The following is a 25,424-nucleotide window of genomic DNA, read 5'->3' as shown; positions in this document are numbered from 1 at the left end:
TGAAACGAAAAAGCGCCCCCCTCGGGGGCGCCTCGAATTGTGGTCCCAAGGCGCCGTCTTCAGATGACGTAGACGGGATCGAACACACCCTTGACCTCGATGCCGAGTTCGAGCAGCGCGCCGGCCGAGGGCTGGGCCGAACGGGCGTCCTCGTCGAGCCCTTCCCAGGCTGTCGTCACCGCCAGCCGGTCGGCATTGACGCCGATGAAGGCCGGGCAGGAGGGTTGGACGGCGGGAACCTTGTAGCGCGAGATGCGCAGCCCATCGGGATTGTAACGATCGACGACGCCGGCGCCCCAGCGGGCATTCCAGATATAGCCGTCGGCATCGACCACCGAGCCGTCGATGTCGCCGGGCTCGTTCATGCTGTCGACGAGCACGATCGGCTCGCCCGCCGGCAGGCCGGTGTGCGGATCGACCATGACGCGCATCAGCCGGTTGATGCGGGAATCCGTGTAGTAGCCGATCGCGCCGTCGGGCGAGAAGCAGATCGAATTCGGGATGCTGATGCCATTGAAGATCTTCGTCACCTTGCCGCCAGCGACATGATAGATGGCGCCGGCCTGGTTTTCCGCCCGCTTGCTCATCGTCCCGATCCAGAGTGCGCCGGAGGGATGGGTGCGGCCGTCATTGGAGCGGTTTTCCGGCCTGTCGTTTTCGAGAGCGGCGTAGAAGGTGAGGTTGCCGCTTGCGAGATCGCGCACGAAAAGCCCTTCTTCGGTCGCGATCAGCTGCCGTCCGGCGTCGATGCGGGCGAGCACGCTTGCCATCACCGGCAGCGGGTGGACCTTTTTTTCCCCCGTCGCCAGTCTGAGTTCGTGCAACTCCTTGCCGAGGATGTTGAACCACCAGACCGTATTGCTGTCCGGATCATAGGTCGGCCCTTCGCCAAGGACGGAATTGGTGTTGCAAAGGGTCTTGCCTTCGAACTCGTAGATGTCGGTCATACCTTCACGCTCCCATGGCTGCATCATAGGCGTAAATGGTCGTCTTGGCACGCTCGGCAACCTCTGCCGCGTTCATTCCCGGCTTGTAGAGGCTGGTGCCGAGGCCGAAGGCGAAGATGCCGGCCCTGGTGTAATCGGCGAAATTCTTGTCCGATACGCCGCCGACGGCGGCAATCGTCAGTTCCGGCGGCAGGATCGCGCGGATCGCCGTGATCCCGGAGGGACCGAGCACGCTCGCCGGAAAGAATTTGAGCCCGGTGGCGCCTGCCCGCGCTGCGGCTAGTGCCTCGGTCGGCGTGAAGACGCCCGGCATCGTCACCATGCCGTATTGGCGCGCCCGGATGATCACCTCGGGTTCGACATTCGGCGTCACCAGCAGCTTGCCGCCGGCCGCATTCAGGCTGTCGACCGCCTCGACCGTCAGCACCGTGCCGGCGCCGATCAGCACCTCAGGCGGCGCCATCTTGGCGGCGATCTCGATGGATTTGAACGGCTCCGGCGAGTTGAGCGGAATCTCGATCGCCGTCAGGCCGTTGTCGATCAGCGCGCCGACGACGCTTTCGGTCTCGTCCGGCCGGATGCCGCGCAGGATGGCAATCAGCGGGCGCTTCATATCGGGGAAGGGGATACGGTTCATCGTGTCAGCTTTCTCAATTCGGCCAGATGGCTTCGGCGGCGGCCGACAGCCCGCGGCGCACGGCGGCGTCCGCATCGATGGCGGTGAAGGCGAGGGAAAGGATTTTGAAGGCCTGTTCGTAGAGCGCCTGCAGGCGTCCGGAGGCGACGAGGATGATGCCTGCGTTGGTGGCATCCTGCAGCGCGCCGGCGATTTCGAGGCCGATCAGCGTGCCGGAGAGCCGGGCTTGCGCGGCAGCGGCGGAGATCCCGTGCAGCAACTGGCCGGAGCGAGCGGTAAACAGCAGGTTGGAGGCAAGAGCCGGGCGCGCGAAGGCGGCCGCGACCGCCGCCTCGAAGGCCGCCGCATCCGCCGGCTGCGCCTCGGCCCCGGCAACGGCATGCGCAAGGATCGTGTGTTTGCTGACCGCGTCGAAGAGTTCGCCGGTCATGAAGGTGGAAAAGCCGCTGACCTTTCCGTCGCTGACATGCACCCATTTCGAATGCGTGCCGGGCATGCAGACCGCCTGGGCGCCGGCACTGGTGCTGCCGAGTGCGCCGAGGAGCTGGGTTTCCTCGCCGCGCATGACGTCGGGTGTCGCCGCCTGCCGCTGGGCAAGGCCCGGCAGAATGCGGATGTCGCGGCTTTCGCCGGGCACGGAGACCGCGCCGGTGAGGATGGCGGCAAGCGGCGCGGGCACGTCGACGTAACCGGCCTCGATCCAGCCCTGCCTGGCGCCGGCCATGCCGCAGACGATAACCGGCAGATTTTCCGGTGCCTCGACAGCGGCGAGATGGCTGGCAAGTACGGCGGAAAAGCCGGTTTTTGCCGCGCTCGTCATGCCTTCGCCGCTGCGGCGCTCGGCAAGGACGCTGCCGTCCCGGCCGATGAGCCACAGCCGGAAGCTGCTGGTGCCCCAGTCCACCGCGACATAAGCGGGATTCGTCATTACAGAATGCCTCCATCGACAATCAGGGACTGGGCGGTCATTCCAGCCGCGCAGTCGGATGCAAGAAACAGGCAGGGGCCGACAATCGCATCGGCTTTGAGCGCGACCTTTAGGCATTGCTGCTCGACTGAGCGGGCGATGCTCTCTTCGGTCAGCCAGAGCTGCATCTGCCGTTCGGTGACGACCATACCGGGCAGAATGCAGTTGACCCGGATATTCTCCGGGCCGAGCCTGCCGGCCATGCTCTTCGTCAATCCGACGACCGCAGCCTTCGCTGCCGCATAGGAGGGAAAACCGCCCATGTTGAGCTTGAAGGCGATCGACGACATATTGATGATCGCGCCGCCACCGGCGGACCGCATCGATGGCGCCACAGCCTGCGAGGCGAAAAACACATGCCGCAGGTTGACTGCCTGGTTGTTGTCCCAATAGGCCTCGGTGACCGCGTCGAATTCGTGGCGGTCGTCCCAGGCGGCATTATTGACGAGCACCCGGATCGGCCCGGAAGCGGCAACGACGGTATCGACGGTGCGCCGGATCGCCTCGATGTCGCGCAAGTCGGCATGATAAAAGGAAACCGGATACGCCGTCTCAGGCGACAGCCTCTCGGCAAGTGCGCGCCCGGCGGTCTCGGCAATGTCGATGAAGGACACCTTGGCGCCCTGGCGCGCAAAACCTTCGACGATCGCCGCGCCGATGCCCGATCCGCCGCCCGTCACGAGCACGGCTCGGTCTTTGAACTCCGGAAACTGGGCTGACGTCGCGGTCATCGTCTTCTCCCGAAGAGGTGTTGTTCCATTATTTGGAACTTAATTTGACTATATGGAATTATCGAATTATGCTGCCCTTTCTGTCAAGGGCGGATGAGACGATGAATGCAGACGGCGACGGCATGGCGCAGGCACGCGAGACCGGCACACTCGGCAAGCTGATGGTCCTGCTCGATCTCGTCACCCATGCGGATGGGCCGCTGCGTTTTACCGATATCCTGTCGCTCGCCGGCCAGCCGCGCGGCACGCTGCATCGCCAGCTCAGCCACCTGGTCGAGGAGGGGCTGCTCGAGCTCGACGGCGACGGCCGCTATGCGCCGGGCCTGCGCCTGCTCGATTTCGCCGCCCGCAGCTGGGCGCGCAACGAGTTCCGCCTGATCGCCGAACCGCATCTTGTCGATCTGCAGCAGGCGACCGGCGAGACCGTGCATCTGGGCGTTCTCAGGGGGCAGTCGATCATCTACCTCGACAAGGTCGAGGGCCGCCAGCCGGTGCGCATGTATTCGCAGATCGGCAATGCCTCGCCCTGTTACTGCACCGGCGTCGGCAAGGCCGCCCTTTCGCTGCTTCCGGCCGAAAGCCTGGTCGATCTCCTCGCCGGCGTGAATTTCACCCGCTTTACCGCCGCCACCCACGCCACCCCAGCAAGTCTGCTCGCTGAAATCCGTGAGATCGCCGATCAGGGCTATGCGTTCGACCGTGAGGAGCACGAGGCCGGCATCCGTTGCGTCGCCGCGCCCATCTGGTCGGAAGATCGGACTTTTCTCGGCGGCGTCTCGATCACCGGCCCGGCCTACCGCCTGTCGATGGAACTTCTCGCCCAATGGGTCGTTCCGGTTCAGCGGGCAGCCGAAAGAATCATGGAAGGCATGCGTATCCGCCTCGGCCCCCGTCGCTAGCCAGATGGTATGAGCCGCGGTCCTGGAATTAACGACATGGATAAGACACGGAAAAAATTGAGATTTGCCGACGAATCACGACAACTGCAAATAGTCCGCGAAATCGATGACACTTAACGGCCGAATGCTTAAACGCCGCGGCCGATTGATCCACGCCAATCGTCATTCCCCCACAAGCGAACGGCCGCGGCGCGGAAGATGAAGAAATGTGATGGAACCCTTGTCGCAAACGGAAGAAGAAGTCGATTACAACGAAATCGCCGGCCTGAAGACGCAGTTTGATATATTCCGCTTCTTGAAACGTGTTACCGAAGCCTATCGCAGCCGCGCCTTCATGGTTCTCAACCTGCCGCCGATCACCTCTCTCGACCTGCAGGGCAGCACCGTCATCACCAGTTGGCCGGCTGAGCTTCTGGCGCTCTACGATCAGGAAGCGCTGATGGTGAACAGCCCTGTTCTGAGGCGGCTGAGAACATCGACGCGGCCGTTCTTTTACGACATGTCACGGGAGGCCTGGTCGCGTGACGACGGGAAGTCCGCTCTGGTCACGGGGTTGTTCGAGCGTTTCAGGATGATACGCGGGGCCTATTTCCCAACGCATGAGGCCTCCGGCCTGCGAGGCGCCGTCTCCTTCTCCGGCGACCGCGAACCGTTCAGCGCCGCTGAGATGCGCGAGCTTTGCTACATCGCCATCCATGTCTTCGATAGGCTTGCCGAGGTCCGCAACCTCGATACCCGCATAACTGATGCGCTGACCGACCGTGAGATCGATTGCCTGAACTGGACGGCGGCGGGCAAGACCAGCGCCGAGATCGCGGAAATCCTGGCGCTGTCCGAGCATACGATCAATCATTACCTCAACCGCGCCACCAAGAAGCTCGACACCGTCAACCGCACCCAAGCCGTCGCCAAGGCGCTGCGGATCGGCCTGATCAAATAAGTTGCAAAGACGGCGATCCGCTCCGGCCGGCCGCCCAGCGTGTAGGCAAATCGGAGCGTCGTCCCGGCGCTTCCGACCGTGTTTCCCGGTTTTTCCAGCTGGCACGCTTTCTGCATCTCTTCTGCCAGAGGTCCGGAGGGGACTTTGATGACCAGCGCCAGCAAATGGCGCGGCCGACACACTGCTCGCCGACGCCGATGCCGCTTCTCTCCCGGCACTCGGCGTCGGCGGCGGTTGTTGCCTTTCGGCACCGCTTCTCGCGCAGCTGTTCACGATCTCCTGCTGCCGGTCACTTTTTTTCTGGCCTTTTTTTCCCCTTGCGCTAGTTCGCCCCGCATTGTGCCGGTTTTCGGGGAGAGAGACCGTTGCGGCCATCAGGGCGAAAGCCCGGCGGACTTGATGGCCGCAACGGATTCAATCCCGGCCGGCGTTTTTGAAAGCCGGCAAATCGATTTTCCTCCCGATGATTTTGTTTGGCGAAGACGTGCGCCTCCACTATCTGTGATCCAAGAAGAAGCAGTGAGGGTGGAATGACCGACGTCACCAAGGAACAGGTTCTCGAAACGCTGAAGACCGTGCGCGGACCGGATCTCGAGCACGACATCGTCGCGCTCGGCATGGTCTCCGATGTGTTCATCTCCGACGGCAAGGTCTATTTCTCCATCACCGTCCCGGCCGAGCGCGCCAAGGAGCTGGAGCCGATGCGGCTCGCCGCCGAGCGCGTCATCAAGGAGATGCCGGGTGTCAAGGGTGCGCTCGTCACGCTGACGGCGGACAGGAAGGCGGCGGCCGCAGCACCCGCTGCCCGCCCGGCGCCGAATCCGCCGCACGGCCATGCCGGTCATGATCATGGCGGCCACGATCATCAGCATCACGCCCATGCGCCCCAGCAACAGCCGCCGCGGGCCGGCAAGATCGGCGTGCCCGGCATTGGCGCCATCATCGCCGTCGCCTCCGGCAAAGGCGGGGTCGGCAAGTCCACCACCGCCGTCAACCTGGCGCTCGGCCTGCTCGCCAACGGCCTTCGCGTCGGCATTCTCGATGCCGATATCTACGGGCCTTCCATGCCGCGGCTCCTGAAGATATCCGGCCGCCCGACGCAGATCGACGGCCGCATCATCAATCCGATGGAGAATTACGGCCTCAAGGTCATGTCGATGGGCTTCCTCGTCGACGAGGAGACGGCGATGATCTGGCGCGGGCCGATGGTTCAGTCGGCGCTGTTGCAGATGCTGCGCGAAGTCGCCTGGGGCGAGCTCGACGTCCTCGTCGTCGACATGCCGCCCGGCACCGGCGATGCGCAATTGACCATGGCCCAGCAGGTGCCGCTTGCCGGCGCCGTCATCGTCTCCACGCCGCAGGATCTCGCTTTGATCGACGCCCGCAAGGGCCTCAACATGTTCCGCAAGGTCGAGGTGCCGGTGCTCGGCATCGTCGAGAACATGAGCTATTTCATTGCGCCCGACACCGGCACCCGTTACGACATCTTCGGTCACGGCGGCGCGCGCAAGGAGGCCGAGCGCATCGGGGTGCCCTTCCTCGGCGAAGTGCCTCTGACGATGAATATTCGTGAAACCTCTGACGCCGGCACCCCGCTCGTCGCCTCCGACCCGAACGGCGTCGTCGCCGGCATCTATCGCGGCATCGCCGCCAAGGTCTGGGAGCAGCTCGCTGGCCAGTCCCAGCGCCCGGCTCCGGCGATCGTCTTCGAATAACGCTGGCCTGCCGGAACTGGCATGGTGGAGCCGGCGTAAGGGCATACCGGACGGCCAAGCGCCGAATCACCGCGGCGATCACCCCAATCGGGGGCGAAACGTGGTGAAAAGCCGCGCTTCACGGAAGATGTCTTGATTATTTCACGGCTTTGCTTCATATGCCGCGGCGCCATGATGGCGTTGCTGCAGATGCTCAAGACGGCCGTCTTCGTTTTCGAAGGGTCCGGCCCGCCTGCAAGATCGAAGGATTGGTAACTGCGATGCGGTGGAGCACAATGCGCATGCTGGCCTTGAAGGCCGGATGCAGCCGGAGTTTTATGAACTTTCTTGATCCGCTTCCGTTTGGACCTGGGACGAGCCGCCCTCGCATTGCCGCGACGGCGGCCGCATGGAAAGGCTTTCGATGACAATGGCGATGACCACGAAGTGTCGTGAGCATCGGAGACGCTGCCGGTGATCACCGCTTACAGTTCCAGTTGTAAATCGGTCGAGATCCGCGATCTGTCGCAGCCGGCATCCTTTCCCAAGGATGTCGTGTGGATCGACATGATTGAGCCGACCCGCGAAGAGGAACTTTATATCGAGAAAGTTCTCGGCATCGAGGTGCCGACCCGCGACGACCTCAAGGATATCGAGCCTTCGGCCCGTCTTTACGTCGAAAGCGACGCCGTTTTCATGACCGCCTCGCTCGTCTGGAAAGCCGATACCGACGCGCCGACGCTCACCGATGTCGCCTTCATTCTGGCCGGAGACCGCCTGGTCACCATCCGTTACGCCCACCCCAAATCCTTCGCGCTTTTCATCGCTGCCCTTCACCGGCTGCCGGAAAACTGGCGCAGCGGCGCGGCTCTCCTCGCCAAGCTCCTGGAGACGATCGTCGACCGGACCGCCGAAATCCTCGAAATCTCCGTCTCGCGCATCGACATCCTGTCAATCCATGTCTTCGGCGACCGGGCGAAAAAAGTGCGCAAGCCATCGAACTACCTTGAGGAAAAGTTGCGGGATATTGCCGGTTATCACCGCATGATCAGCAAGCTGCGCGACAGCCTCGGGTCGCTGTCCCGGCTGCTGACCTTCTTTCACACGATCCCGGCGATCCAGCAGGATCACGAGGCGAAGGAGCTCTGCCGCACCATCTCGCGCGATATCCAGTCGCTGTCGGAGCATGCCTCCTTCGTCGCCGCCAACATCACCTTCCTGCTCGACGCGTCGCTCGGCCTGATCAACATCGAACAGAATTCGATCATCAAGATTTTCTCCATCGCCTCGGTCGTGTTCCTGCCGCCGACATTGGTCGCATCCGTCTATGGCATGAACTTTCAGGTCATGCCGGAGCTGGCCTGGACGGCGGGTTACCCCTTCTCGCTGGCTTTGATGGTGATATCAGCCGTGATCCCCTTTTTCTTTTTTCGCTGGAAAGGCTGGCTCTGAGGAGCCTGTTGAAATTTCATGTCCGAAGAGAGTCATCAGCACGACCGCCATATGACGCCGCGCAAGCTGTTCTATCTCGCGCTCGGTTCCGTCGGCGTCGTCTACGGCGATATCGGCACGAGCCCGCTCTATGCATTTCGCGAGGCGCTGAAGCCCGTTGCCCATGACGGCGTCACCCGTTTCGAGGTGATCAGCCTGATCTCGCTGATGATCTGGGCGCTGACGATCATCGTCACCATCAAATATGTGCTTTTCCTGCTGCGCGCCGATAACGACGGAGAGGGCGGCACGCTGTCGCTGCTTGCTCTTCTGATGAAGACCGCCAACGGCCATACCGCCCTACTGATGCTGCTCGGCCTGATGGGCGCTGCCCTCTTCCTCGGCGATGCGATGATCACGCCGGCTCTGTCGGTGCTGTCGGCGGTCGAGGGCCTGAAGCTCGTCACACCAAGGCTGTCGGAATATATCGTGCCGATTTCGGTGGTGATCCTGGCGCTGCTCTTCGTCGTGCAATCGCGCGGCACCGGCGCCGTCGCCAAGTTCTTCGGCCCGATCACCGCCGTCTGGTTCCTGGTCATGGCCGCCGCCGGCATTTCCCACATCTCCGATGACTACGGCATCCTTGCCGCCTTCAATCCCTATTATGCTGTTAGCTTCCTGCTGCATGAGGGCTTTTACGGCGTCGTCGTGCTCGGCGCCGTCTTCCTGACGGTGACCGGCGCCGAGGCGCTTTATGCCGATCTCGGCCATTTCGGCCGCCGCCCGATTCAATGGGCCTGGTTCGCACTGGTGTTTCCGGCGCTGACTCTGAACTATCTCGGCCAGGGCGCCCTCGTTCTCGGCAATCCGATGACGATGTCCGATCCCTTCTACCTGATGTATCCGAAATGGGCGCTGCTGCCGGTCGTCATCCTGGCGACCGCCGCGACGATCATCGCCAGTCAGGCAGTCATCACCGGCGCGTTCTCGATGGTGCGTCAGGGCATCAATCTCGGCTTCCTGCCGCGCATGGAAATCCTCTTCACCTCGGAAACCAATACCGGGCAGATCTTCGTACCGTCGGTCAATGCCGTGCTGTTCTTCGGTGTCATCTTCCTGGTATTGGGCTTCAAGACCTCCGACGCGCTGGCGACCGCCTACGGCATTTCCGTCACCGGCGCCATGGTCGTCACCTCGATCATGGCCTTCGAATTCGTCCGCGCCCGCTGGAACTGGTCGCTTCCCCTCGCGGTGGTGGCGCTTGCGCCGCTGGTCATGCTCGAATTGATCTTCCTTGGCGCCAATCTTTTGAAGATCCACGATGGCGGCTATATCCCGATCCTGATCGCCACCGCCTTTACCGTCGTCATGTGGACCTGGCGCCGCGGCACCGCGATCCTGCTGGAAAAGACCCGGCATACAGATATTCCGCTCGCTTCCTTCGTCAGTTCCATCGAGCGCAAGAGCGAGCATTCGCCGGCCCAGGTTCCCGGCACGGCGATCTTCCTGACCAGCGATCCGGAATCGGCTCCCGCCGCGCTGCTGCACAATCTCAAGCACAACCACGTGCTGCATGACCGCAACGTCATCCTGACGATCCGCACGGTCAACAAGCCGCGCGTGCCGAGCCACGACCGCTACAAGGTCGAGCAGATCTCCGAGCGCTTCTCGCGCGTCGAACTGCTGTTCGGCTTCATGGAATCGCAGAATGTTTCGCAGGCCTTAGCGACGCTGCGCAAGACGGGGCTGAAGTTCGACATCATGTCGACCTCCTTCTATCTCGGCCGCCGCAAGCTGGTGCCGGACGCCAAGTCAGGCATGCCCTACTGGCAGGACCGGCTCTACATCGCCCTTGCCAACGCCGCCGCCAACCCTTCTGACTACTTCCGCCTGCCGGCAAACCGCGTGGTGGAACTGGGATCGCACGTCATTATTTGATGGGTGCGGGCGACAGCCCTGACGCGGGTCTTCCCGCTGTTTTGCACTTCCGTCACCTCGTCCTCCGTCACGCTCGGCCTTGAGCCGAGCATCCACACGGCACCCATCATCAGCCGCGGCATGGATCCTCGGCTCAAGGCCGAGGATGACGGAGATTGGGAGATGCGTCCCGTCAAACCAGCCAAATTCGAATATCCAAAACCGCGATGGTCACATTCCGGCACGGCTCGTTAACCGGACGTCAAGGTTAATGAGAGATTTTCGATGGAATGTTCCCGCGTTCCATGCCCGGAGTTGGTGTTGCGTCGAAAGAGCTCTTCCCGTAGCAAGCTGCGTCTTCTTCCCGAGAACTGGGTGTCACCTGTCATCTTCGGGCTCGCCGGCTGGCTGATCTTCCCGAGCGTTGCCTCTCACGCCGATCTCGCCACCATGCTCGCCGGTCTCGATCGTGAGGGCGAGAGCTGGCGCATGGTTCTGACCAATTCTCCGGCCGGCTCCATTCATCAGGCCGAACTCGCCTTTGCCGATCCTGATGTGACGGGCTCGATCTCGTCGGGCGCCGGCATGGTGCTGCCCGACGGCCGCAAGGTCGCTTTCTCTGCCCAGGACAAGGGCACCGCCAAGGAGAAGGGCCACGAAGACACGCCGGACGAGGATCGCGTCAACCGCAGCATGAAGAAGGGCCGCATCGTCGCGGTGGAAAAGATGCAGCCGCCGAAGGATTTTTCCGCCGGCTCCATTCTCGAGCGCACCAAGATGCTGTTCACGCCGAGCTTCGATCTCAAGGACCGATCGGCCTTCGTCAAGCCGAAGATCCAGGGCAAGGAAATCGAGATCGCCACGTCTTTCTATAAGAAGCAGCCGGTGATCGAGGAGAGCGGCGTGCCGGCGATGCTGGCAAGCCTCGTCACCAGCAACAAGGCCGATGTGCTGGCCACGGCTTACGCGCCGGCAGCACCCGACTATGCCCGCCAGTCGCCGTTCGATTCGATCCTGACCGAACCGGATAGCGGCCGCTTCGTACCGGAGATCGGCCCGCGTGATCACGCCTGGGCCGCAAGCGTGCTGCCGGCAAGCGTCTTTTCCGCCCGCGAGCAGCAATGTCTTGCCTCCGGCATCTATTTCGAGGCGCGGGGAGAATCGGTGAAAGGGCAGGCGGCCGTTGCCCAGGTCATCCTCAACCGCGTCCGCAATCCTGCCTATCCGAAGAGCATCTGCGGCGTCGTCTATCAGAACGAGGATTGGCGCAACCGCTGCCAGTTTTCCTTCGCTTGCGACACCATCAAGGACAGGGTGAATTCGGAATATCGCTGGCGGATGGCCCGCGACGTGGCGATGGCGGTGACATCAGGCAAGATCTGGCTGCCGCAGGTGGGCTCGGCGACTCATTACCACGCCGTCTACGTCCGGCCGAAATGGGCAAAGACCATGGAAAAAGTCGGCCGCATCGGTCTCCACGTCTTCTACCGCACCTATGGCGGCGGCTGGAGCTGAGATAAATCGTCCGGGTCCGGCCGATTTCCCGCCCCGAAAAGCGGATTCTTTCCGTCGAATTTGCGCGATCGACTAGTGATCGCTTTATCCATTTGATTCTATAGGATTATTTTCTCGCTGGACAGAAGCTGTCTACACCTTGACTATACTAATCCCTAAAACTATGTTGCGCGCGACTTCAGAACGGGCCGGAAGGGTCTCAACCTTCGCGTCCGGCGTCCGAATGACCGGGGTAGCGGGAGTGCGGGCGACGGGCAGGTGAGGATAGATCCATGGCGGATGACCGCGAGGAAAGTCTTGAGAAGCGCCGTGCGCAACTGGAAGCGGAACTCGCGACCAAGCGCGTCGAGGCGAAAGTGGACGAGGCAAACGAAGCCCGCGCCGAGGTAAGCCGCAAAGGTTATGCCCAGGCGATGAAGCTTTCCAGCGAGTTCATTGCCGCCATCATCGTCGGTGCCGTCCTTGGCTATCTCCTCGACCGTTTTGTTGGCACGGCGCCTTGGGGGTTGATTGTTCTTCTGCTTCTCGGATTCTGTGCCGGCGTTCTGAACGTGTTGCGGTCTGCGGGGGTGGTGGCCCATCCCCTGGACGACAAGGACGACAAGAAATAAGGACCGGTCCCGGTCCAGTGCAATGACCCCGCGTCCTGCGGGCCAAAGAGAGAGAACAAGCGGTGTCTAACGATCCGACTCATCAGTTCCTGATCCAGAAGATTGTCCCGATCGAAATCGGCGGAATTGATTTTTCGTTCACCAACGCCTCGCTCTTCATGGCCGCTTCGGCTGCCGTTGCCGTAGGCTTCCTCTATTTCGCGACCTCGAACCGCGCCATCGTGCCGGGTCGTTCGCAGTCGGTCGCGGAAATGTCCTATGAATTCATCGCCAATATGCTGAAGGAAGGCGCGGGCAAGCAGGGAATGAAGTTCTTCCCGCTGGTCTTCTCGCTCTTCATGTTCGTCCTGACGGCGAACCTGCTCGGCATGTTCCCCTATTTCTTCACGGTGACGAGCCAGATCATCGTGACCTTTGCGCTGGCGATCCTCGTCATCGGCACGGTCCTAGTCTACGGCTTCTATAAGCACGGCGTTCACTTCCTGAACGTCTTCGTGCCCTCGGGCGTGCCGGGCCTTCTGCTGCCGCTGGTCGTCCTGATCGAAATCATTTCCTTCCTGTCCCGTCCGATTTCGCTCTCCGTTCGTCTTTTCGCAAACATGCTCGCCGGTCACATCACGCTGAAGGTGTTCGCAGGCTTCGTTGCCTCGCTTGGAGCCCTCGGTGCAGTCGGTATCGGCGGAGCCGTTCTTCCCCTCATCATGACCGTCGCCCTGACCGGTCTCGAGTTCCTCGTCGCCTTCCTCCAGGCTTACGTCTTTGCGGTGCTGACTTGCATGTACCTCAACGACGCGATCCATCCGGGCGGGCACTAAGGATAACGACATCGACGTCAAAGGGCGTCAGTCATTCGCCGCAACAACCATTTCAAAGGAGTTCAACATGGAAGCGGAAGCAGCAAAGTTCATCGGTGCAGGTCTGGCTTGCTTTGGTATGGCCGGTACGGCTCTCGGCCTCGGCAACATCTTCGGCAACTACCTCTCCGGCGCTCTGCGCAATCCGTCTGCCGCTGACAGCCAGTTCGGCCGTCTGGTATTCGGCTTCGCCGTTACGGAAGCTCTGGGCATCTTCTCGCTGCTCGTCGCTCTCCTCCTCCTCTTCGCCGTCTGATATCGGCGGATAGATGGATCACGGCCTGCGACCGCAAGCCGTGATCCTTTGCATTTGCAGTCCACCTGGAGGTGAGCATGTTTTTTGTGACCCCGGCTTACGCTGAGGAAGCACCGGCGGCAGCGACCGGCACGGATGCGCATGGCGCTCCGGCCGCAGGCGAGGTCCATACCGAGACCGGCGTAGCCGAAGGCGAACACGCCCGTGGCCCGTTCCCGCCCTTCGATTCGACGACCTTCGCGTCCCAGCTGCTCTGGCTGGTGATTACGTTCGGCGTCTTCTACCTCCTTATGCAAAAGGTCATCGCGCCGCGCATCGGGGCCATTCTCGATCAGCGCCACACGCGCATCTCCCAGGACCTGGAAGAAGCAGGCCGCCTGAAGGCGGAAGCTGACGCTGCCGTCCAGACCTACGAAGGCGAACTGGCGGCTGCCCGCGCCAAGTCGAATGCGATCGGCTCCGCCGCCCGCGACGCCGCCAAGGCCAAGGCCGAAGAGGAACGCCGCGCCGTCGAGACGAGCCTTTCGGAAAAGATCAAGGCTGCCGAAGTCCGCATCGCAGACATCAAGGCGAAGGCTTTCGCCGATGTCGGCACCATTGCCGAGGAAACGGCGGCTGCCGTCGTCGAACAGCTGATTGGCGGCAACGCTGCCCAGGCTGATGTCGCCGCCGCCGTCGCGGCCGCCAAGAAGGAGGCTTGATCGATGGAATTTGCTTTTGACGCGACTTTCTTCGCCTTTGTCGGCCTCGTTCTCTTCCTGGCGCTGGTTGTCTACCTGAAGGTCCCCGGCATGATGGCGCGCTCCCTCGACGACCGCGCCGACCAGATCCGCAACGAGCTGGCCGAAGCCAAGCGCCTGCGCGAAGAGGCCCAGCATCTGCTCGCCGAATACCAGCGCAAGCGCAAGGAAGCGGAAGCCGAAGCGGCGCACATCGTTGCCGCCGCCGAGCGCGAAGCCGAGATGCTGACTGCCGAAGCGAAGAAGAAGACGGAAGAATTCGTCGCCAATCGCACGGCGCTCTCCGAGCAGAAGATCCTGCAGGCCGAGGCCGAGGCGATGAAGGCGGTCCGCTCCGCCGCCGTCGATCTGGCGATCGCGGCCGCCGAAACGGTGCTCGCCAAGAAGGCGGATGGCAAAGTCCAGTCCGAGCTCTTCGGCAATGCCGTCGGCCAGGTCAAGACACGGCTCAACTGAGCGGTATCGAATGGAATGAAGAAAGGCCGGGCATGTCCCGGCCTTTTTGTTTGTTGATGAAGACTCAGTCCCGGTCGAGGGCATGCCGCTCCCTCTCGATTCCCTCTTCTCCCCTCGGGGGTCCGAAGGACGGGTCGAGATACATGGCTCGACCCAGGTCGGTGCCCGTAGGGCGGAGGAGGGGGCCGAGGAAACCGGTCTTTCCAAATGAGACCGATGCGGGCTTCGACCGTTCCGGCCTGGTATCAAACCGTGTTCAGGGCGGTGGGGCGCGGCGTTACCGCTGGCGTGGCGGATAGGTTTTCCGTGAGGGGTGTGCCGTGCGGCCCCCTCATCCGCTTGCCGGCACCTTCACCGGGGAGAAGAGGATATGGCGCGGCCTCTCTTTTCCTCGCGCGCCTCCTACAGTGCTCGTCCGGCTTCTCATTGCCCGGATTTCTTGTGGGCGACCTATTCCGGGATCAACTCATCCATCTCGGGCCCGTCCTCGCCCTTGCGCAGCGGCCGGAAGCTCATTCGGTGCAGGGAGCAGGGGCCATGCTTCTCGATACCGGCGCGGTGCTGCGCCGTGCCGTAGCCGACATGCGCGGCAAAGCCGTAATCCGGAAAGACATTGTGGGCGCGGGCCATCATCCGGTCGCGCGTCACCTTGGCGACGATCGAGGCGGCGGCGATCGAGACCGAGCGGGCATCGCCCTTGACCACGGCCTGCCCGGGGCAATCGAGGCCGGGCGGCACGTCGAGCCCATCGGTCAGGACGTAGCTTGCCGGAACGGCGAGGCTGCAGATGGCGCGGCGCATCGCGTCGAGGCTTGCCTTGCGGATATCCGTCTCGTCGATGCGCGTCGAGCTGGAAGAAGCGATCGAGACGGTCGCGGTCGCGAGAATTTGCACGAACAATTCCTCGCGCCGCTGCGCCGAAAGCTGTTTGGAATCGTTGAGGCCCTCGGGGATGCGTTTCGGGTCGAGGATGACGGCGGCGGCGACGACCGGCCCGGCAAGCGGCCCGCGGCCGGCCTCGTCGGCGCCGGCAACCGGCCAGTGGCCGGCCTTGCGGGCTTTGAGCTCCAGGCGGAAATCCGGCACGAGCGGAGCCGTGTCGAAAAGCAGGGGAGAATCGGGTGGCGTGCGAGGTTTCATGCGGCTGAACCTCGCACGCCAACCCGATTTCCCGCAAGTCCCCGGATCAGGGCGGCGGCCGGGGACGGTCCGGCGGATGGTAGCGGTCAGGGCCATCCGCGGGAATTGCGCTCGGGCTCGAAAACAGGGCGGTTTCTCGATGGGCCGATGCGCAAATCTATAAATCAGAGCAGCGACAGCTGGACGCCGCTGCCATCAGGCGGCACGAACAGATCGTCGCGCAGCGGCAGACCACGCCGCGTCAGGCCGAAACGCCTCGCCGCCATTTCGAAGCGCCGGGCGATCTGCCTTGCATAGGGGCCGGCGCCCTTCATGCGCTTGCCGAATTCAGCGTCGTAATCCTTGCCGCCGCGCATCGAGCGCACCAGCGACATCACATGCCGGTAGCGATCGGGATAATGCTGCAACAGCCAGTCGCGGAAGAGCGGGCTGACCTCGAGCGGCAGCCGCAGGATGACATAGCTCGCCTCGACGGCGCCGGCCACCTTGGCCGATTCGAGGATGCGCTCCAGCTCGTGATCGTTCAGCGCCGGGATCAGCGGCGCGGCCATCACGGCCGTTTGGATCCCTGCTTCCGACAGCGTGTGAATGGTCTCCAGCCGACGCGGCGGCGTGGCGGCGCGCGGCTCCATCGTCCGGGCAAGCTTGCGGTCGAGCGTCGTCACGGAGATGCCGACGCGCACCAGGTTCTTCGCCGCCATCTCCTGCAGAATGTCGAGATCCCTGAGGATCATCGCTGACTTGGTGACGATCGAAACCGGATGGTTCGCCTTGTTCAAAACCTCGAGAATGCCGCGCATGATGCGCCATTCCTTCTCGACCGGCTGATAGGGGTCGGTATTGGTGCCAATCGCGATCGCCCGCACCTTGTAGCCTGGCTTGGCGAGCTCCCGCTCCAGCAGCTTTGCCGCATCCGGCTTGGCGAACAGCTTCGTCTCGAAATCGAGCCCCGCTGATAGCCCCATATAGGCGTGTGTCGGCCGGGCGAAACAATAGATGCAGCCATGCTCGCAGCCGCGATAGGGATTGATCGAGCGGTCGAAAGCGACGTCGGGCGATTCGTTGCGGGTGATGGCCGTGCGCGGCTTTTCGATCTGCACCTCGGTCTTGAATGGCGGAAGCTCTTCCAGCGTCTGCCAGCCGTCGTCAAAGGTCTCCCGCTGCAACGCCTCGAAGCGGCCGGTCGGGTTCAGCCCTGCGCCGCGCCCGCGGCGCCGGTCGACCTCGACCCTCAGCCCCGAGGATACGATCATCGCATCGGCAATATCTGCCGTATTGGCAGGCGCGAATGCGGCCTGCCCTGCCAGGGACTGCTCTCTCATCGGAATCTCCCGCAGCGGGAAGCGATCGCCTCCGCCCGTTTTGCTGATTAAATTCCTATCGGCAAAATGAGAACAATGCAAGAACAAAATGCGGAAAACGCCGCTGGCAAAAATTTGTGCGGCGCATTATGACTAGACAATGTTGACAGTTGTTCTCGAATGTCAGGATCAGGAATCCGAGCTGGCCCAGACCTTATCGGTTTTGGTGGCGGGTGCGGTGGAGGGTCTTGTCAGCGATGTCGTGGTGCTCGATCACGGCTCGCGCGACGGCACTTCGCGGGTCGCCGACGCGGCCGGCTGCCGGTTTCACTCGCAGTGGGATATCAAGGACATCGTCGGTTCCGCCCGCGGCGACTGGCTGCTTTTCGTCGAGCCGGGTGCGCGTCCGCAGGCCGGCTGGATCGACGCGATTGCCGAATATATCGCGCTTAATAAGCTGCCGGCCCGCTTCACCGCATCGCGCGGTTACCGGCGCCCGTTTTTCGAGCGCGTCGGCCGCGCCGCGCCGCCGCTGGAGCTTGGACTGCTGATGCCGAAAAGCCAGGCGCTGGCCGCCGCCAGGAGCGGCATGCGCCTTGCCGAGTTCGTTAAGGGTCAGAAGCCGCGCAAGCTCGCGTGTGAATTGATTCCATCCTGGGTGGCGAGCGCGGCGCGGTAGGCAATTCTACGCTTCACCCGCCCAAAACCACTCCCACAAGGGGAGGGGCTAACGTGTCGCACCGCTTCACGTGAGCCGCTGTCGTAACCATCTGTCAAACGATAGCAGTCAGCAAGACCTCTCTCTTCGGTCGCCGCCGGGCATCACCGCTTAGTCCCTCCCCCTTGTGGAGAGGGGTTGGGGAAGGGTTTTCTCTAAGAGGCGGGTCGCCTTCGGAGAAGCATCCCACATCGCGCAAAAAATGGCGCCCAAACAGATTTCGCGCTATAATTCGCCCATGGCGCCGCCGAAGCGCCTCGCTTCGCAACGGATGGCCATGGAATGCCGGTGGACGGCGGAACAGGTCAGCGAAAATCTCCTCTTCTGCCGGGTTCCCGGCGAGAGGAGGTGCGTCATGACACGCGGTAGGTTCTACGGCGTACGCGGTATGGTTTACGGCCTGGCGGCCGTCATATTGCCGACATTGATGATCGCGCATCCGCATTCGGCAGCGTCGCAGACGATGCTCAGTTGCGCAGGCCGATCCGACGTCGTCAAATTCCTTGATAGAAACTTCACTGAAAAGCTCACCGCAGTCGGATTGATAAACCAGAACTCCGTTCTTGAGGTTTATGCCGCCAAAAGCGGTACCTGGACGCTCGTCGTCACCGATGTCCACGGCATAAGCTGCATCCTGCTGTCAGGGGACGGCTGGGATACGATGCCCGCCTTGCCAGGCCTTGCCACATAAGAAAAGCCGTCCGCTTTTTGCCGGCAGTCTACTTCGTTGCGCCGCGTTTCAGGTGCTCGTCGAGACGCGGCATGATCTCGACGAAGTTGCACGGCGTGCTGCGGTAGTCGAGCTGCCCCTTCAGGATGCCGTCCCAGGCATCCCGGCAGGCGCCGGGCGAGCCCGGCAGGGCGAAGATGAAGGTGGCATTGGCGACACCTGCCGTGGCGCGCGACTGGATCGTCGCCGTACCGATCTTTTCATAGGAGATGCGGTGAAAGACGGCGGAAAAGCCGTCCATGCGCTTTTCGAACAAGGGCTCCAGCGCCTCGGGTGTCACATCGCGACCGGTAAAACCGGTGCCGCCTGACGTGATGACGACATCGACGTCGTCCCGTTCGGTCCAGGTCTTGACCTGGGCGGTGATTTTGTCCCGGTCGTCAGGCACGATCGCCCGGTCGACCAGCCGGTGACCCGCTTCGGTGATTCGCGCCGCCAGCGTATCGCCGGATTTGTCGGTTTCCGGCGTGCGCGTATCCGAGACGGTGAGGACAGCGATGCCGACCGCGATAAACGGCCGCTTTTCGTCCAGACCTGCCATTACATGCCTCCCGAAACCGTTTCCGTCGCCTGGACATACCAGTCGGGCCGCTCGCCGTGAAGAGCTGACGCCGCCTCTTTCGCCGCCGCCATGCTGGCAAAAATGCCGAAGCAGGTGGCGCCGGAGCCGGACATGCGGGTGATGAGCGCGCCGCTGGCCTGCAGCATCTGCGAGATCATTGTAATCTCAGGCACCAGCTCGCGCGCCGGCGCCTCCAGATCGTTGCGGGCCAAGCCGATTGCCGTGAGCCAGCCGGAAGTTCCGGACAGACCGGGGGCAAGGTGCAGGACCGGATTGTTCTTTGCCGCCAGCCGGCGGAAGACCTCGGGCGTGGAAACGCCCTTCAGCGGGTTGGCGAGCACCATGGCAAAGGCCGGCAGATCAGGCACGGCTTCGATCCGTTCGCCGATACCGCGGGCAATCAGCGGCCGGCTTTCAAGGCACATCGGCACATCGGCGCCGAGCTTCAGCGCGAGGCCGGCAAGCGATTCCACCGGCAAGCTCATGCCCCAGAGCCGCATCAGTCCGCGCAACGTCGCGGCCGCATCGGCCGAGCCGCCGCCAATGCCGGAGGCGATCGGCAGGTTCTTTTGCAGGTGGATGTGTACCGGGAAGGCGAGGGCGCCAACCGTCTCGCGCAGGAGGTCGCGGGCCAGCAGCACCAGGTTGCTGCCGCCGTCGCCGGCAAGTGTCTCGCCGAAAGGGCCTGACAGCGTGAAAGCGTCGGCCTGTGCAGGCAGAAAGCCCAGCCGGTCGCCGCAATCGGCGAAGGTCACCAGCATATCGAGCAGATGGTAACCATCTGCCCGCTGGCCGGTGACATGCAAGGCGAGATTGATCTTCGCGCGCGCCTCTTCGGTGACGCCGAAAGCCTCGGCCAGGCCCGCTTCAGGCATGTTTGCCGCCCGTCAGGATTTCTTGTCGACCGGCGGCGGGGTGACGGGTGCCGGATCCGGCTGTTTTTTGTCGGCCGCCTTGGCATCGTCGCTGGCAGGAGGCAGGCCGTTGGCGACCTTGTCCTTGATCTTCGGAATTTCGGCGGCTTCCGGCTCGGAGGCGAGCGCCCGGTTCCACTGATAGACGGCCTCAAGCTTGCGGCCGACGCGCCAGTAGGCGTCGCCGAGATGGTCGTTGATCGTTGCGTCACCGGCCTTGATCTGTGCAGCCCGCTCCAGTTCGTCGACGGCATCGTCGAAGCGGTTGAGGCGGAAATAGGCCCAGCCAAGCGAATCGATGATGTAGCCGTCGTCAGGGCGAAGCTCGACGGCCTTCTTGATCATGCCAAGGCCTTCATCGAGGTTCCGGTTCATGTCGATCCAGGAATAGCCGAGATAGTTCAGCACCTGCGGCTGGTCGGGATTAAGCTCCAGGGCCTTGCGAAAATTCGGTTCGGCCTGGTCCCACTTTTTCAACCGCTCATAGGCAATGCCGCGCTGGAAGAAGACGCTCCAGTTGGCGCGGCCGGGGATGGGGCCGATCGCCTCGACCGCCTTGTCGTAATTGGCCGCCATCGCCTCATAGTCCTTGGCGTCGGAGAGCACGCTGCCATAGGCGAGGTAGCTGCGGATGTCCTTGGGGTCGGAGGCGATCAGCGCCTGCAGGTGCTTGCGCGCCTCGTCCACCTTGCCGCCCTGGGCAAGGGCAAGGCCGAGCTGCAGCTCGGAGATGCGGCGCATCGGCGAATTTTCCGGCACCTTCTTGTAGAGCGCGATGGCGCGGTCCATCTGGTTCTGCTTTTCGGCGATGCCGCCGAGCAGCACCAGCGTATCGGCGCTGTTCGGGTCGAGTGCTTTGGCCGTCTGCAGGTAGAGCGAGACGATGTCCTCGGCGCCGTCGCGGTTCAGCGCGCCGCCGACCGAGAACAGCACGCCGGCAGCCCCTTCCTCAGCGGTCTTGACCTGCTGCTCCTGCTTCTCGCCCTTTTCGATGCTGTCGCGCAGCGCGTTCAGCGGCGCGTAGTTCGGCAGCAGGTTGTCGCCGACCGACACGGCGTCGAGCGCCTTCTGCTTGTTGCCCTGTGTCGCTTCGAGCCGGGCAAGCGCCATCACCGCGCGCATGAAGGTGTCGGGCGCCGTCGCACCGCCTTCCTTGTCGAGCACGGCGTCGTTCAGGTGCTGGCGGGCGGATTTCACGTCGCCGGTGACGACGGCGATCGCGCCGGCATTGTAATTCTGGAAGATGCGGACCCAGTCCGGGCCCTTCATCTTCTCGACCATGGCAAGCGCTTCCTTGCCGCGGCCGGCGCCGACCCGGGCCCAGGCGAGCAGCAGGTCGTTCATCATCCGGTCGAGATCGTTCGGACCCTTGTATTTCAGGATGGATTCGGCGGTCTTGTAATCGTCGCGGCGCACGGCATCCATGCCGCGCACGATCGTGGTGATGCGCTCGACCGATGGATCGCCCTTCAGGTCGTTGGCATATTTGACGCCCTCCTTGATGTCGCCGTTGAGCAGCAGCGAGATCATCAGCCGCTGGCGAATCTCCGGATTGCCGGGCTCGATCTGCAGCGCCTTCTTGTAGAGCGCGATGGCCGTTTCGTAATCATGATCGACATCGGCCGTGCGCGCGGCGAGGAAGGCGCCGGAGAAGGTGGTGACGCTGTCGGCATCGAAGCTGTCGGTCTTGCCGGCATCGCCCGCCGTCTTGGCCGCATCTTCGGCGTTCACGCCGGCGACGACGCCGAGCGAAAGAACAGCCGTCAATGCTGCGCTCGTAAGAAGACGGATGGCAAGTCTCTGCCGCATGAGGAAACCTTTCTTCGAGAGCGTCCGGCCATGATGCCGGCCGCAAATCAGTTGCGATCACTGATTCATAACAGGATGGCTTTTTTGAAGCGGCGCCGCAAGAAAATCAGCCCGCGATCGAGAACGTTTGATCAGTTGACGCGCTCGATGCAGAAATCGATTACTTCCATCAGGGCGGATTTCCATGCCGTTTCGGGAAGCGGCGCCAGCGCGTCGCGGGCGATCGTGCCGTAATGGACCGCACGGCCGATCGTATCGCTGAGCGTGCCGTATTTCGTGATCAGCCCGAGGGCTTTTTCCAGATTGGCGTCACTGTTGTTGCCGGCCTCGATCGCATCGCGCCAGAAGGCGCGTTCGTCCTGCGTGCCGCGGCGATAGGCGAGGATGACGGGAAGCGTGATCTTGCCTTCGCGGAAATCGTCACCGACATTCTTGCCGAGATCGGCGGCCTTGCCGCCGTAATCCAGCGCGTCGTCGACGAGCTGGAAGGCGAGCCCCAGATTCATGCCGTAGGATTTCAGCGCGTTGCGGCCGGACCGGCCGGCTTCGGCGACGATCGGCCCGACTTCGGCGGCGGCGGCAAAGAGAGCCGCCGTCTTGGCGCGGATGACGGAGAGGTAGTCGTCCTCGGTCGTCTCCATGTTCTTGGCGACGGAAAGCTGCAGCACCTCGCCCTCGGCGATCACGCAGGCGGCGGAAGACAGCACATCGAGCGCATCGAGCGAACCGACATCGACCATCATGCGGAAGGCCTGGCCGAGCAGGAAGTCGCCGACCAGCACGCTGGCCTGGTTGCCCCAGATCATCCGCGCCGTCGATTTGCCGCGGCGCAGGTCGCTTTCGTCGACGACGTCGTCATGCAGCAGCGTCGCCGTGTGCATGAATTCGACTGATGTGGCGAGCTTGACGTGATTTTCGCCGCGGTAGTCGAACAGCGAGGCGGCCGCCAGCGTCAGCATCGGCCGCAGCCGCTTGCCGCCGGACGAGATCAAATGGTTCGCCACTTCGGGGATCATCTGCACGTCTGAGCCGGCCTTGGACAGAATGAGCTGGTTCACCCGCTCCATATCCGCCCTGGTGAGATCGACCAACGGCTTTATGGATGCCAGTTTGTTTTTGCTTTCTTCAAGCGGTATGACCACGCCCAACGACCCGGACTCCTGTTCATTCACTGCAGCTGACAATAGAAAGGGGCGATGGACGCGGCAAGAGGTGAATTGTCGCGCACGGCGAAATTGGAAGGAAAATGACGGCAAATGCATGAACTTATCCGCGCCAACGACCCCGTTCTGCTCTCCTATGCCGAGAGCCTGATGAAGGATGCGGGCATTCATTGCTTCATCGCCGATCAGGGCATGAGCGTGTTGGAAGGCTCGCTCGGCATGCTGCCGCGCCGGCTGCTGGTCGACGAGGAGATGGCCGACCAGGCCCGCCGCATCCTCATCGACGCCGGTCTCGGCGGCGAATTGCGCGACAGGAGGTGAGGGTGGGATGACCGGGAAGCCTGCCCAAACCATCGATGCCTTTCATCGCGGCGCCTTTCATCTGGTGCAGCCGAAGGGCAGGGGCCATCGCGCCGGCATGGATGCGATGTTGCTTGCCGCCCTCGTCGCCGACGATCGTCCGGTCAGGGTGGCCGATCTCGGCGCCGGCGCCGGTGCGGCCGGCCTTGCCGTTGCCTCGCGCCTCACGAATGCGGACGTGGTGCTGTTCGAGCGGTCGGCCGAGATGGCCGATTATGCCCGTCGCAGCATCCTCCTGCCCGAAAATGCCCATCTCGCCGGCCGCGTCAGCGTCGTCGATGCGGATGTGACGCTGACCGCCAAGGCGCGCAACGATGCCGGCCTCACCGATGAGAGTTTCCACCACGTCATCATGAACCCGCCCTTCAACGATGGCGGCGATCGGCGCACGCCGGATGCGCTGAAGGCCGAAGCCCATGCGATGACCGACGGCCTGTTCGAAAGCTGGATCCGCACGGCCGGCGCGATCATGATCCCCGGCGGGCAATTGTCGCTGATCGCCAGGCCCCAATCGATCGCCGAGATCGTTATTGCCTGCGGCCGGCGCTTCGGCGGCATCGAAATCACCGCCATCCATCCGCGCGAGGGTGAAAACGCCGTGCGTATCCTGGTAACCGCGATCAAGGGATCGCGGGCGCGACTGTCGCTGCGCGCGCCGCTCATCATGCACGAAGAGGGGAGTCACAAATTCTCCCCTCTCGTCGACGATTTCAACAACGGCCGGGCGGCCTATGCCAGGCTTCGACTCTCACCAGTTAGCCGGTGACGAAGTCGAAGAGCAGCTTGACGTTCAGCCCGGCGATGACGACTGCGATCACATAGGCGATGCCGCTCAGCCAGCGCGGTGCTACGAGCTCGCCCATCTTTGCCTTGCTGGCGGTGAACATCACGAGCGGGAAGACCGCGAAGGAAAGCTGCAGGCTGAGCACGACCTGCGTGAGGATCAAAAGCTGCGCCGTGCCCTGGTCGCCATACCAGATGGTGACGATCGCCGCCGGCACGATGGCGATGGCGCGGGTGATCAGCCGGCGTATCCACGGCTTCAGCCGGATTTTGAGGAAGCCTTCCATGACGATCTGGCCGGCAAGCGTCGCCGTCACGGTGGAGTTGAGGCCGCAGCAGAGCAGCGCGATGCCGAACAGAGTCGGCGCGATGGCGAGACCCAGCAGCGGCGACAGCAGCGAATGCGCCTCGCCAAGTTCGACGATATCGGTCCGTCCATGCGCATTGAAGGCGGCAGCGGCCAGGATCAGGATCGAGGCGTTGACCAGCAGCGCGAAACAGAGAGCGACCGTCGAGTCGATCGTCGCATAGGTCAGCGCCTCCTTCTTTTCGGGAACCGTATGGCCGTACGCCCGCGTCTGCACGATGCCGGAGTGGAGGTAGAGATTGTGCGGCATGACCGTCGCGCCGAGAATGCCGAGCGCGAGATAAAGCATCTCAGGATTGGTGACGATCTCGGTGGTCGGGAAGAAGCCCGTGATGACGGAGCCCCATTGCGGGTCGGCAAGGAGTATCTGCACGCCGAAGCAGATAGCGATGACGCCGAGCAGCGCGATGATGAAGGCCTCGACCCAGCGGAAACCAAGCTTCTGCAGGAAGAGGATCACGAAGACGTCGAGCGCGGTGATGAGAACGCCGAGTTCGAGCGGAATGCCCATCAGCAGGTTGAGGCCGATCGCCGTGCCGATCACCTCGGCGATGTCGGTGGCAATGATGGCGATTTCGGCAAAGGCCCAGAGCGGCACCGAAACCCATTTCGGATAGGCGTCACGGCAGGCCTGCGCAAGGTCGCGGCCCGAGGCGATCGCAAGACGCGCGCAGAGCGATTGCAGGACGATCGCCATCAGGTTGGAAAGCAGTGCGACGGTGAGCAGCGCATAACCGAATTTCGAGCCGCCGGCGAGCGAAGTCGCCCAGTTGCCGGGATCCATGTAGCCGACGGCGACCATATAGCCCGGCCCGGCAAAGGCCGCCGCTCTGCGCCACCTCGAACTGTGACGCCCGGTTCCGACTGAGCGATAGACATCCGATAGCGACGCCTCTCCGCGTTCGTGCCGCCAGCCGCTTGTTGGATTGGGATTGAGGGCGTCCATGCCATTTCCACCTGTTTATCGTCACCGCACTATGAC

26 protein-coding genes are annotated in these 25,424 nt (G+C 62.9%); 15 read left to right on the top strand and 11 right to left on the bottom strand.

The window, feature by feature from the left end:
- Window positions 1–59 precede the first annotated feature (59 nt).
- The 4 genes from PYR71_RS00985 to PYR71_RS00970 are packed head-to-tail and all read right to left on the bottom strand — an operon-like array spanning window position 60 to window position 3,282.
- Entirely contained in the window at window positions 60–947 is an 888-nt protein-coding gene (locus PYR71_RS00985; protein ID WP_183918673.1) for an SMP-30/gluconolactonase/LRE family protein, read from the bottom strand.
- A 4-nt stretch (window positions 948–951) separates the two neighbouring features.
- Window positions 952–1,584, bottom strand: coding sequence for a 2-dehydro-3-deoxy-6-phosphogalactonate aldolase (locus tag PYR71_RS00980; protein WP_275617903.1), 633 nt, complete (start codon window positions 1,582–1,584; stop codon window positions 952–954).
- Window positions 1,585–1,597: 13 nt separating this feature from the next.
- Window positions 1,598–2,512 (bottom strand): 2-dehydro-3-deoxygalactonokinase, encoded by a 915-nt coding sequence (locus tag PYR71_RS00975; protein ID WP_275617902.1) that lies wholly within the window; start codon window positions 2,510–2,512, stop codon window positions 1,598–1,600.
- A complete protein-coding gene (locus PYR71_RS00970) occupies window positions 2,512–3,282 on the bottom strand; it encodes an SDR family NAD(P)-dependent oxidoreductase (protein WP_275617901.1) in 771 nt (256 codons plus the stop codon). Before PYR71_RS00970 ends, PYR71_RS00975 begins: the two co-directional genes overlap by 1 nt.
- A gap of 101 nt (window positions 3,283–3,383) precedes the next feature.
- On the opposite strand from PYR71_RS00970, the gene PYR71_RS00965 reads away from it, so the two are divergent.
- The 11 genes from PYR71_RS00965 to PYR71_RS00915 all read left to right on the top strand — a co-directional run bounded on the left by PYR71_RS00965 (window position 3,384) and on the right by PYR71_RS00915 (window position 14,595).
- Window positions 3,384–4,181, top strand: a complete 798-nt coding sequence (locus tag PYR71_RS00965) for an IclR family transcriptional regulator (RefSeq protein WP_275617900.1) — start codon at window positions 3,384–3,386, stop codon at window positions 4,179–4,181.
- Window positions 4,182–4,392: 211 nt separating this feature from the next.
- Entirely contained in the window at window positions 4,393–5,121 is a 729-nt protein-coding gene (locus tag PYR71_RS00960; RefSeq protein ID WP_275617899.1) for a LuxR family transcriptional regulator, read from the top strand.
- Window positions 5,122–5,651: 530 nt separating this feature from the next.
- Window positions 5,652–6,836, top strand: coding sequence for an Mrp/NBP35 family ATP-binding protein (locus PYR71_RS00955; RefSeq protein WP_275617898.1), 1,185 nt, complete (start codon window positions 5,652–5,654; stop codon window positions 6,834–6,836).
- Between the two features lie 453 nt (window positions 6,837–7,289).
- Window positions 7,290–8,267, top strand: coding sequence for a magnesium transporter CorA family protein (locus tag PYR71_RS00950; RefSeq protein WP_275617897.1), 978 nt, complete (start codon window positions 7,290–7,292; stop codon window positions 8,265–8,267).
- A gap of 18 nt (window positions 8,268–8,285) precedes the next feature.
- Complete coding sequence (locus tag PYR71_RS00945) at window positions 8,286–10,184, top strand: potassium transporter Kup (protein ID WP_183918681.1); 1,899 nt, start codon at window positions 8,286–8,288, stop codon at window positions 10,182–10,184.
- 264 nt (window positions 10,185–10,448) lie between these two features.
- Window positions 10,449–11,678, top strand: coding sequence for a cell wall hydrolase (locus PYR71_RS00940; protein WP_275617896.1), 1,230 nt, complete (start codon window positions 10,449–10,451; stop codon window positions 11,676–11,678).
- Window positions 11,679–11,950: 272 nt separating this feature from the next.
- The gene (locus PYR71_RS00935) at window positions 11,951–12,289 is read left to right on the top strand and encodes an AtpZ/AtpI family protein (RefSeq protein WP_183918683.1); all 339 of its coding nucleotides are present in this window, start codon (window positions 11,951–11,953) and stop codon (window positions 12,287–12,289) included.
- 62 nt (window positions 12,290–12,351) lie between these two features.
- On the top strand, window positions 12,352–13,104 hold the full coding sequence (locus PYR71_RS00930; RefSeq protein WP_275617895.1) for a F0F1 ATP synthase subunit A: 753 nt from the start codon (window positions 12,352–12,354) through the stop codon (window positions 13,102–13,104).
- A 67-nt stretch (window positions 13,105–13,171) separates the two neighbouring features.
- Window positions 13,172–13,399, top strand: a complete 228-nt coding sequence (locus PYR71_RS00925) for a F0F1 ATP synthase subunit C (RefSeq protein WP_010026583.1) — start codon at window positions 13,172–13,174, stop codon at window positions 13,397–13,399.
- A 77-nt stretch (window positions 13,400–13,476) separates the two neighbouring features.
- A complete protein-coding gene (locus PYR71_RS00920) occupies window positions 13,477–14,100 on the top strand; it encodes a F0F1 ATP synthase subunit B (protein WP_275617894.1) in 624 nt (207 codons plus the stop codon).
- A gap of 3 nt (window positions 14,101–14,103) precedes the next feature.
- Window positions 14,104–14,595, top strand: coding sequence for a F0F1 ATP synthase subunit B (locus tag PYR71_RS00915; RefSeq protein ID WP_097605506.1), 492 nt, complete (start codon window positions 14,104–14,106; stop codon window positions 14,593–14,595).
- Window positions 14,596–15,045: 450 nt separating this feature from the next.
- Here PYR71_RS00915 and rnhB read toward each other — a convergent pair whose 3' ends face one another.
- A complete protein-coding gene (gene rnhB, locus PYR71_RS00910) occupies window positions 15,046–15,735 on the bottom strand; it encodes a ribonuclease HII (protein WP_183918686.1) in 690 nt (229 codons plus the stop codon).
- A gap of 164 nt (window positions 15,736–15,899) precedes the next feature.
- Entirely contained in the window at window positions 15,900–17,057 is a 1,158-nt protein-coding gene (locus PYR71_RS00905) for a PA0069 family radical SAM protein (protein WP_275617893.1), read from the bottom strand.
- Window positions 17,058–17,196: 139 nt separating this feature from the next.
- Between PYR71_RS00905 and PYR71_RS00900 the strand changes: the two genes are divergently transcribed.
- Both PYR71_RS00900 and PYR71_RS00895 read left to right on the top strand, forming a co-directional pair.
- Window positions 17,197–17,715, top strand: a complete 519-nt coding sequence (locus tag PYR71_RS00900; RefSeq protein ID WP_275617892.1) for a glycosyltransferase family 2 protein — start codon at window positions 17,197–17,199, stop codon at window positions 17,713–17,715.
- A 394-nt stretch (window positions 17,716–18,109) separates the two neighbouring features.
- Window positions 18,110–18,445, top strand: a complete 336-nt coding sequence (locus PYR71_RS00895) for a hypothetical protein (RefSeq protein ID WP_183918689.1) — start codon at window positions 18,110–18,112, stop codon at window positions 18,443–18,445.
- A gap of 28 nt (window positions 18,446–18,473) precedes the next feature.
- Here the strand turns inward: PYR71_RS00895 and moaB are convergent, their stop codons facing one another.
- The 4 genes from moaB to PYR71_RS00875 all read right to left on the bottom strand — a co-directional run bounded on the left by moaB (window position 18,474) and on the right by PYR71_RS00875 (window position 22,917).
- Entirely contained in the window at window positions 18,474–19,025 is a 552-nt protein-coding gene (gene moaB, locus PYR71_RS00890; protein WP_275617891.1) for a molybdenum cofactor biosynthesis protein B, read from the bottom strand.
- Window positions 19,025–19,921 (bottom strand): 4-(cytidine 5'-diphospho)-2-C-methyl-D-erythritol kinase, encoded by an 897-nt coding sequence (locus PYR71_RS00885; RefSeq protein ID WP_275617890.1) that lies wholly within the window; start codon window positions 19,919–19,921, stop codon window positions 19,025–19,027. The genes moaB and PYR71_RS00885 overlap by 1 nt, the downstream gene beginning before the upstream one ends.
- Window positions 19,922–19,933: 12 nt before the next feature.
- On the bottom strand, window positions 19,934–21,769 hold the full coding sequence (locus tag PYR71_RS00880) for a tetratricopeptide repeat protein (protein WP_275617889.1): 1,836 nt from the start codon (window positions 21,767–21,769) through the stop codon (window positions 19,934–19,936).
- Window positions 21,770–21,900: 131 nt separating this feature from the next.
- On the bottom strand, window positions 21,901–22,917 hold the full coding sequence (locus tag PYR71_RS00875; protein ID WP_275617888.1) for a polyprenyl synthetase family protein: 1,017 nt from the start codon (window positions 22,915–22,917) through the stop codon (window positions 21,901–21,903).
- A 108-nt stretch (window positions 22,918–23,025) separates the two neighbouring features.
- On the opposite strand from PYR71_RS00875, the gene PYR71_RS00870 reads away from it, so the two are divergent.
- Together PYR71_RS00870 and PYR71_RS00865 are read left to right on the top strand one after the other, a co-directional pair.
- Window positions 23,026–23,253, top strand: a complete 228-nt coding sequence (locus PYR71_RS00870; RefSeq protein WP_097663693.1) for a putative signal transducing protein — start codon at window positions 23,026–23,028, stop codon at window positions 23,251–23,253.
- Window positions 23,254–23,260: 7 nt separating this feature from the next.
- On the top strand, window positions 23,261–24,058 hold the full coding sequence (locus PYR71_RS00865) for a tRNA1(Val) (adenine(37)-N6)-methyltransferase (RefSeq protein ID WP_275617887.1): 798 nt from the start codon (window positions 23,261–23,263) through the stop codon (window positions 24,056–24,058).
- On the opposite strand, the gene PYR71_RS00860 is transcribed toward PYR71_RS00865, so the two are convergent.
- A complete protein-coding gene (locus PYR71_RS00860) occupies window positions 24,048–25,388 on the bottom strand; it encodes an Nramp family divalent metal transporter (protein WP_183918695.1) in 1,341 nt (446 codons plus the stop codon). The genes PYR71_RS00865 and PYR71_RS00860 overlap by 11 nt on opposite strands.
- Between the last annotated feature and the right edge of the window lie 36 nt (window positions 25,389–25,424).

The organism is Rhizobium mulingense (assembly GCF_029194105.1).
In the GTDB taxonomy this organism is placed as follows: domain Bacteria; phylum Pseudomonadota; class Alphaproteobacteria; order Rhizobiales; family Rhizobiaceae; genus Rhizobium; species Rhizobium mulingense.
This window is presented reverse-complemented; position numbering and strand designations above follow the sequence as displayed.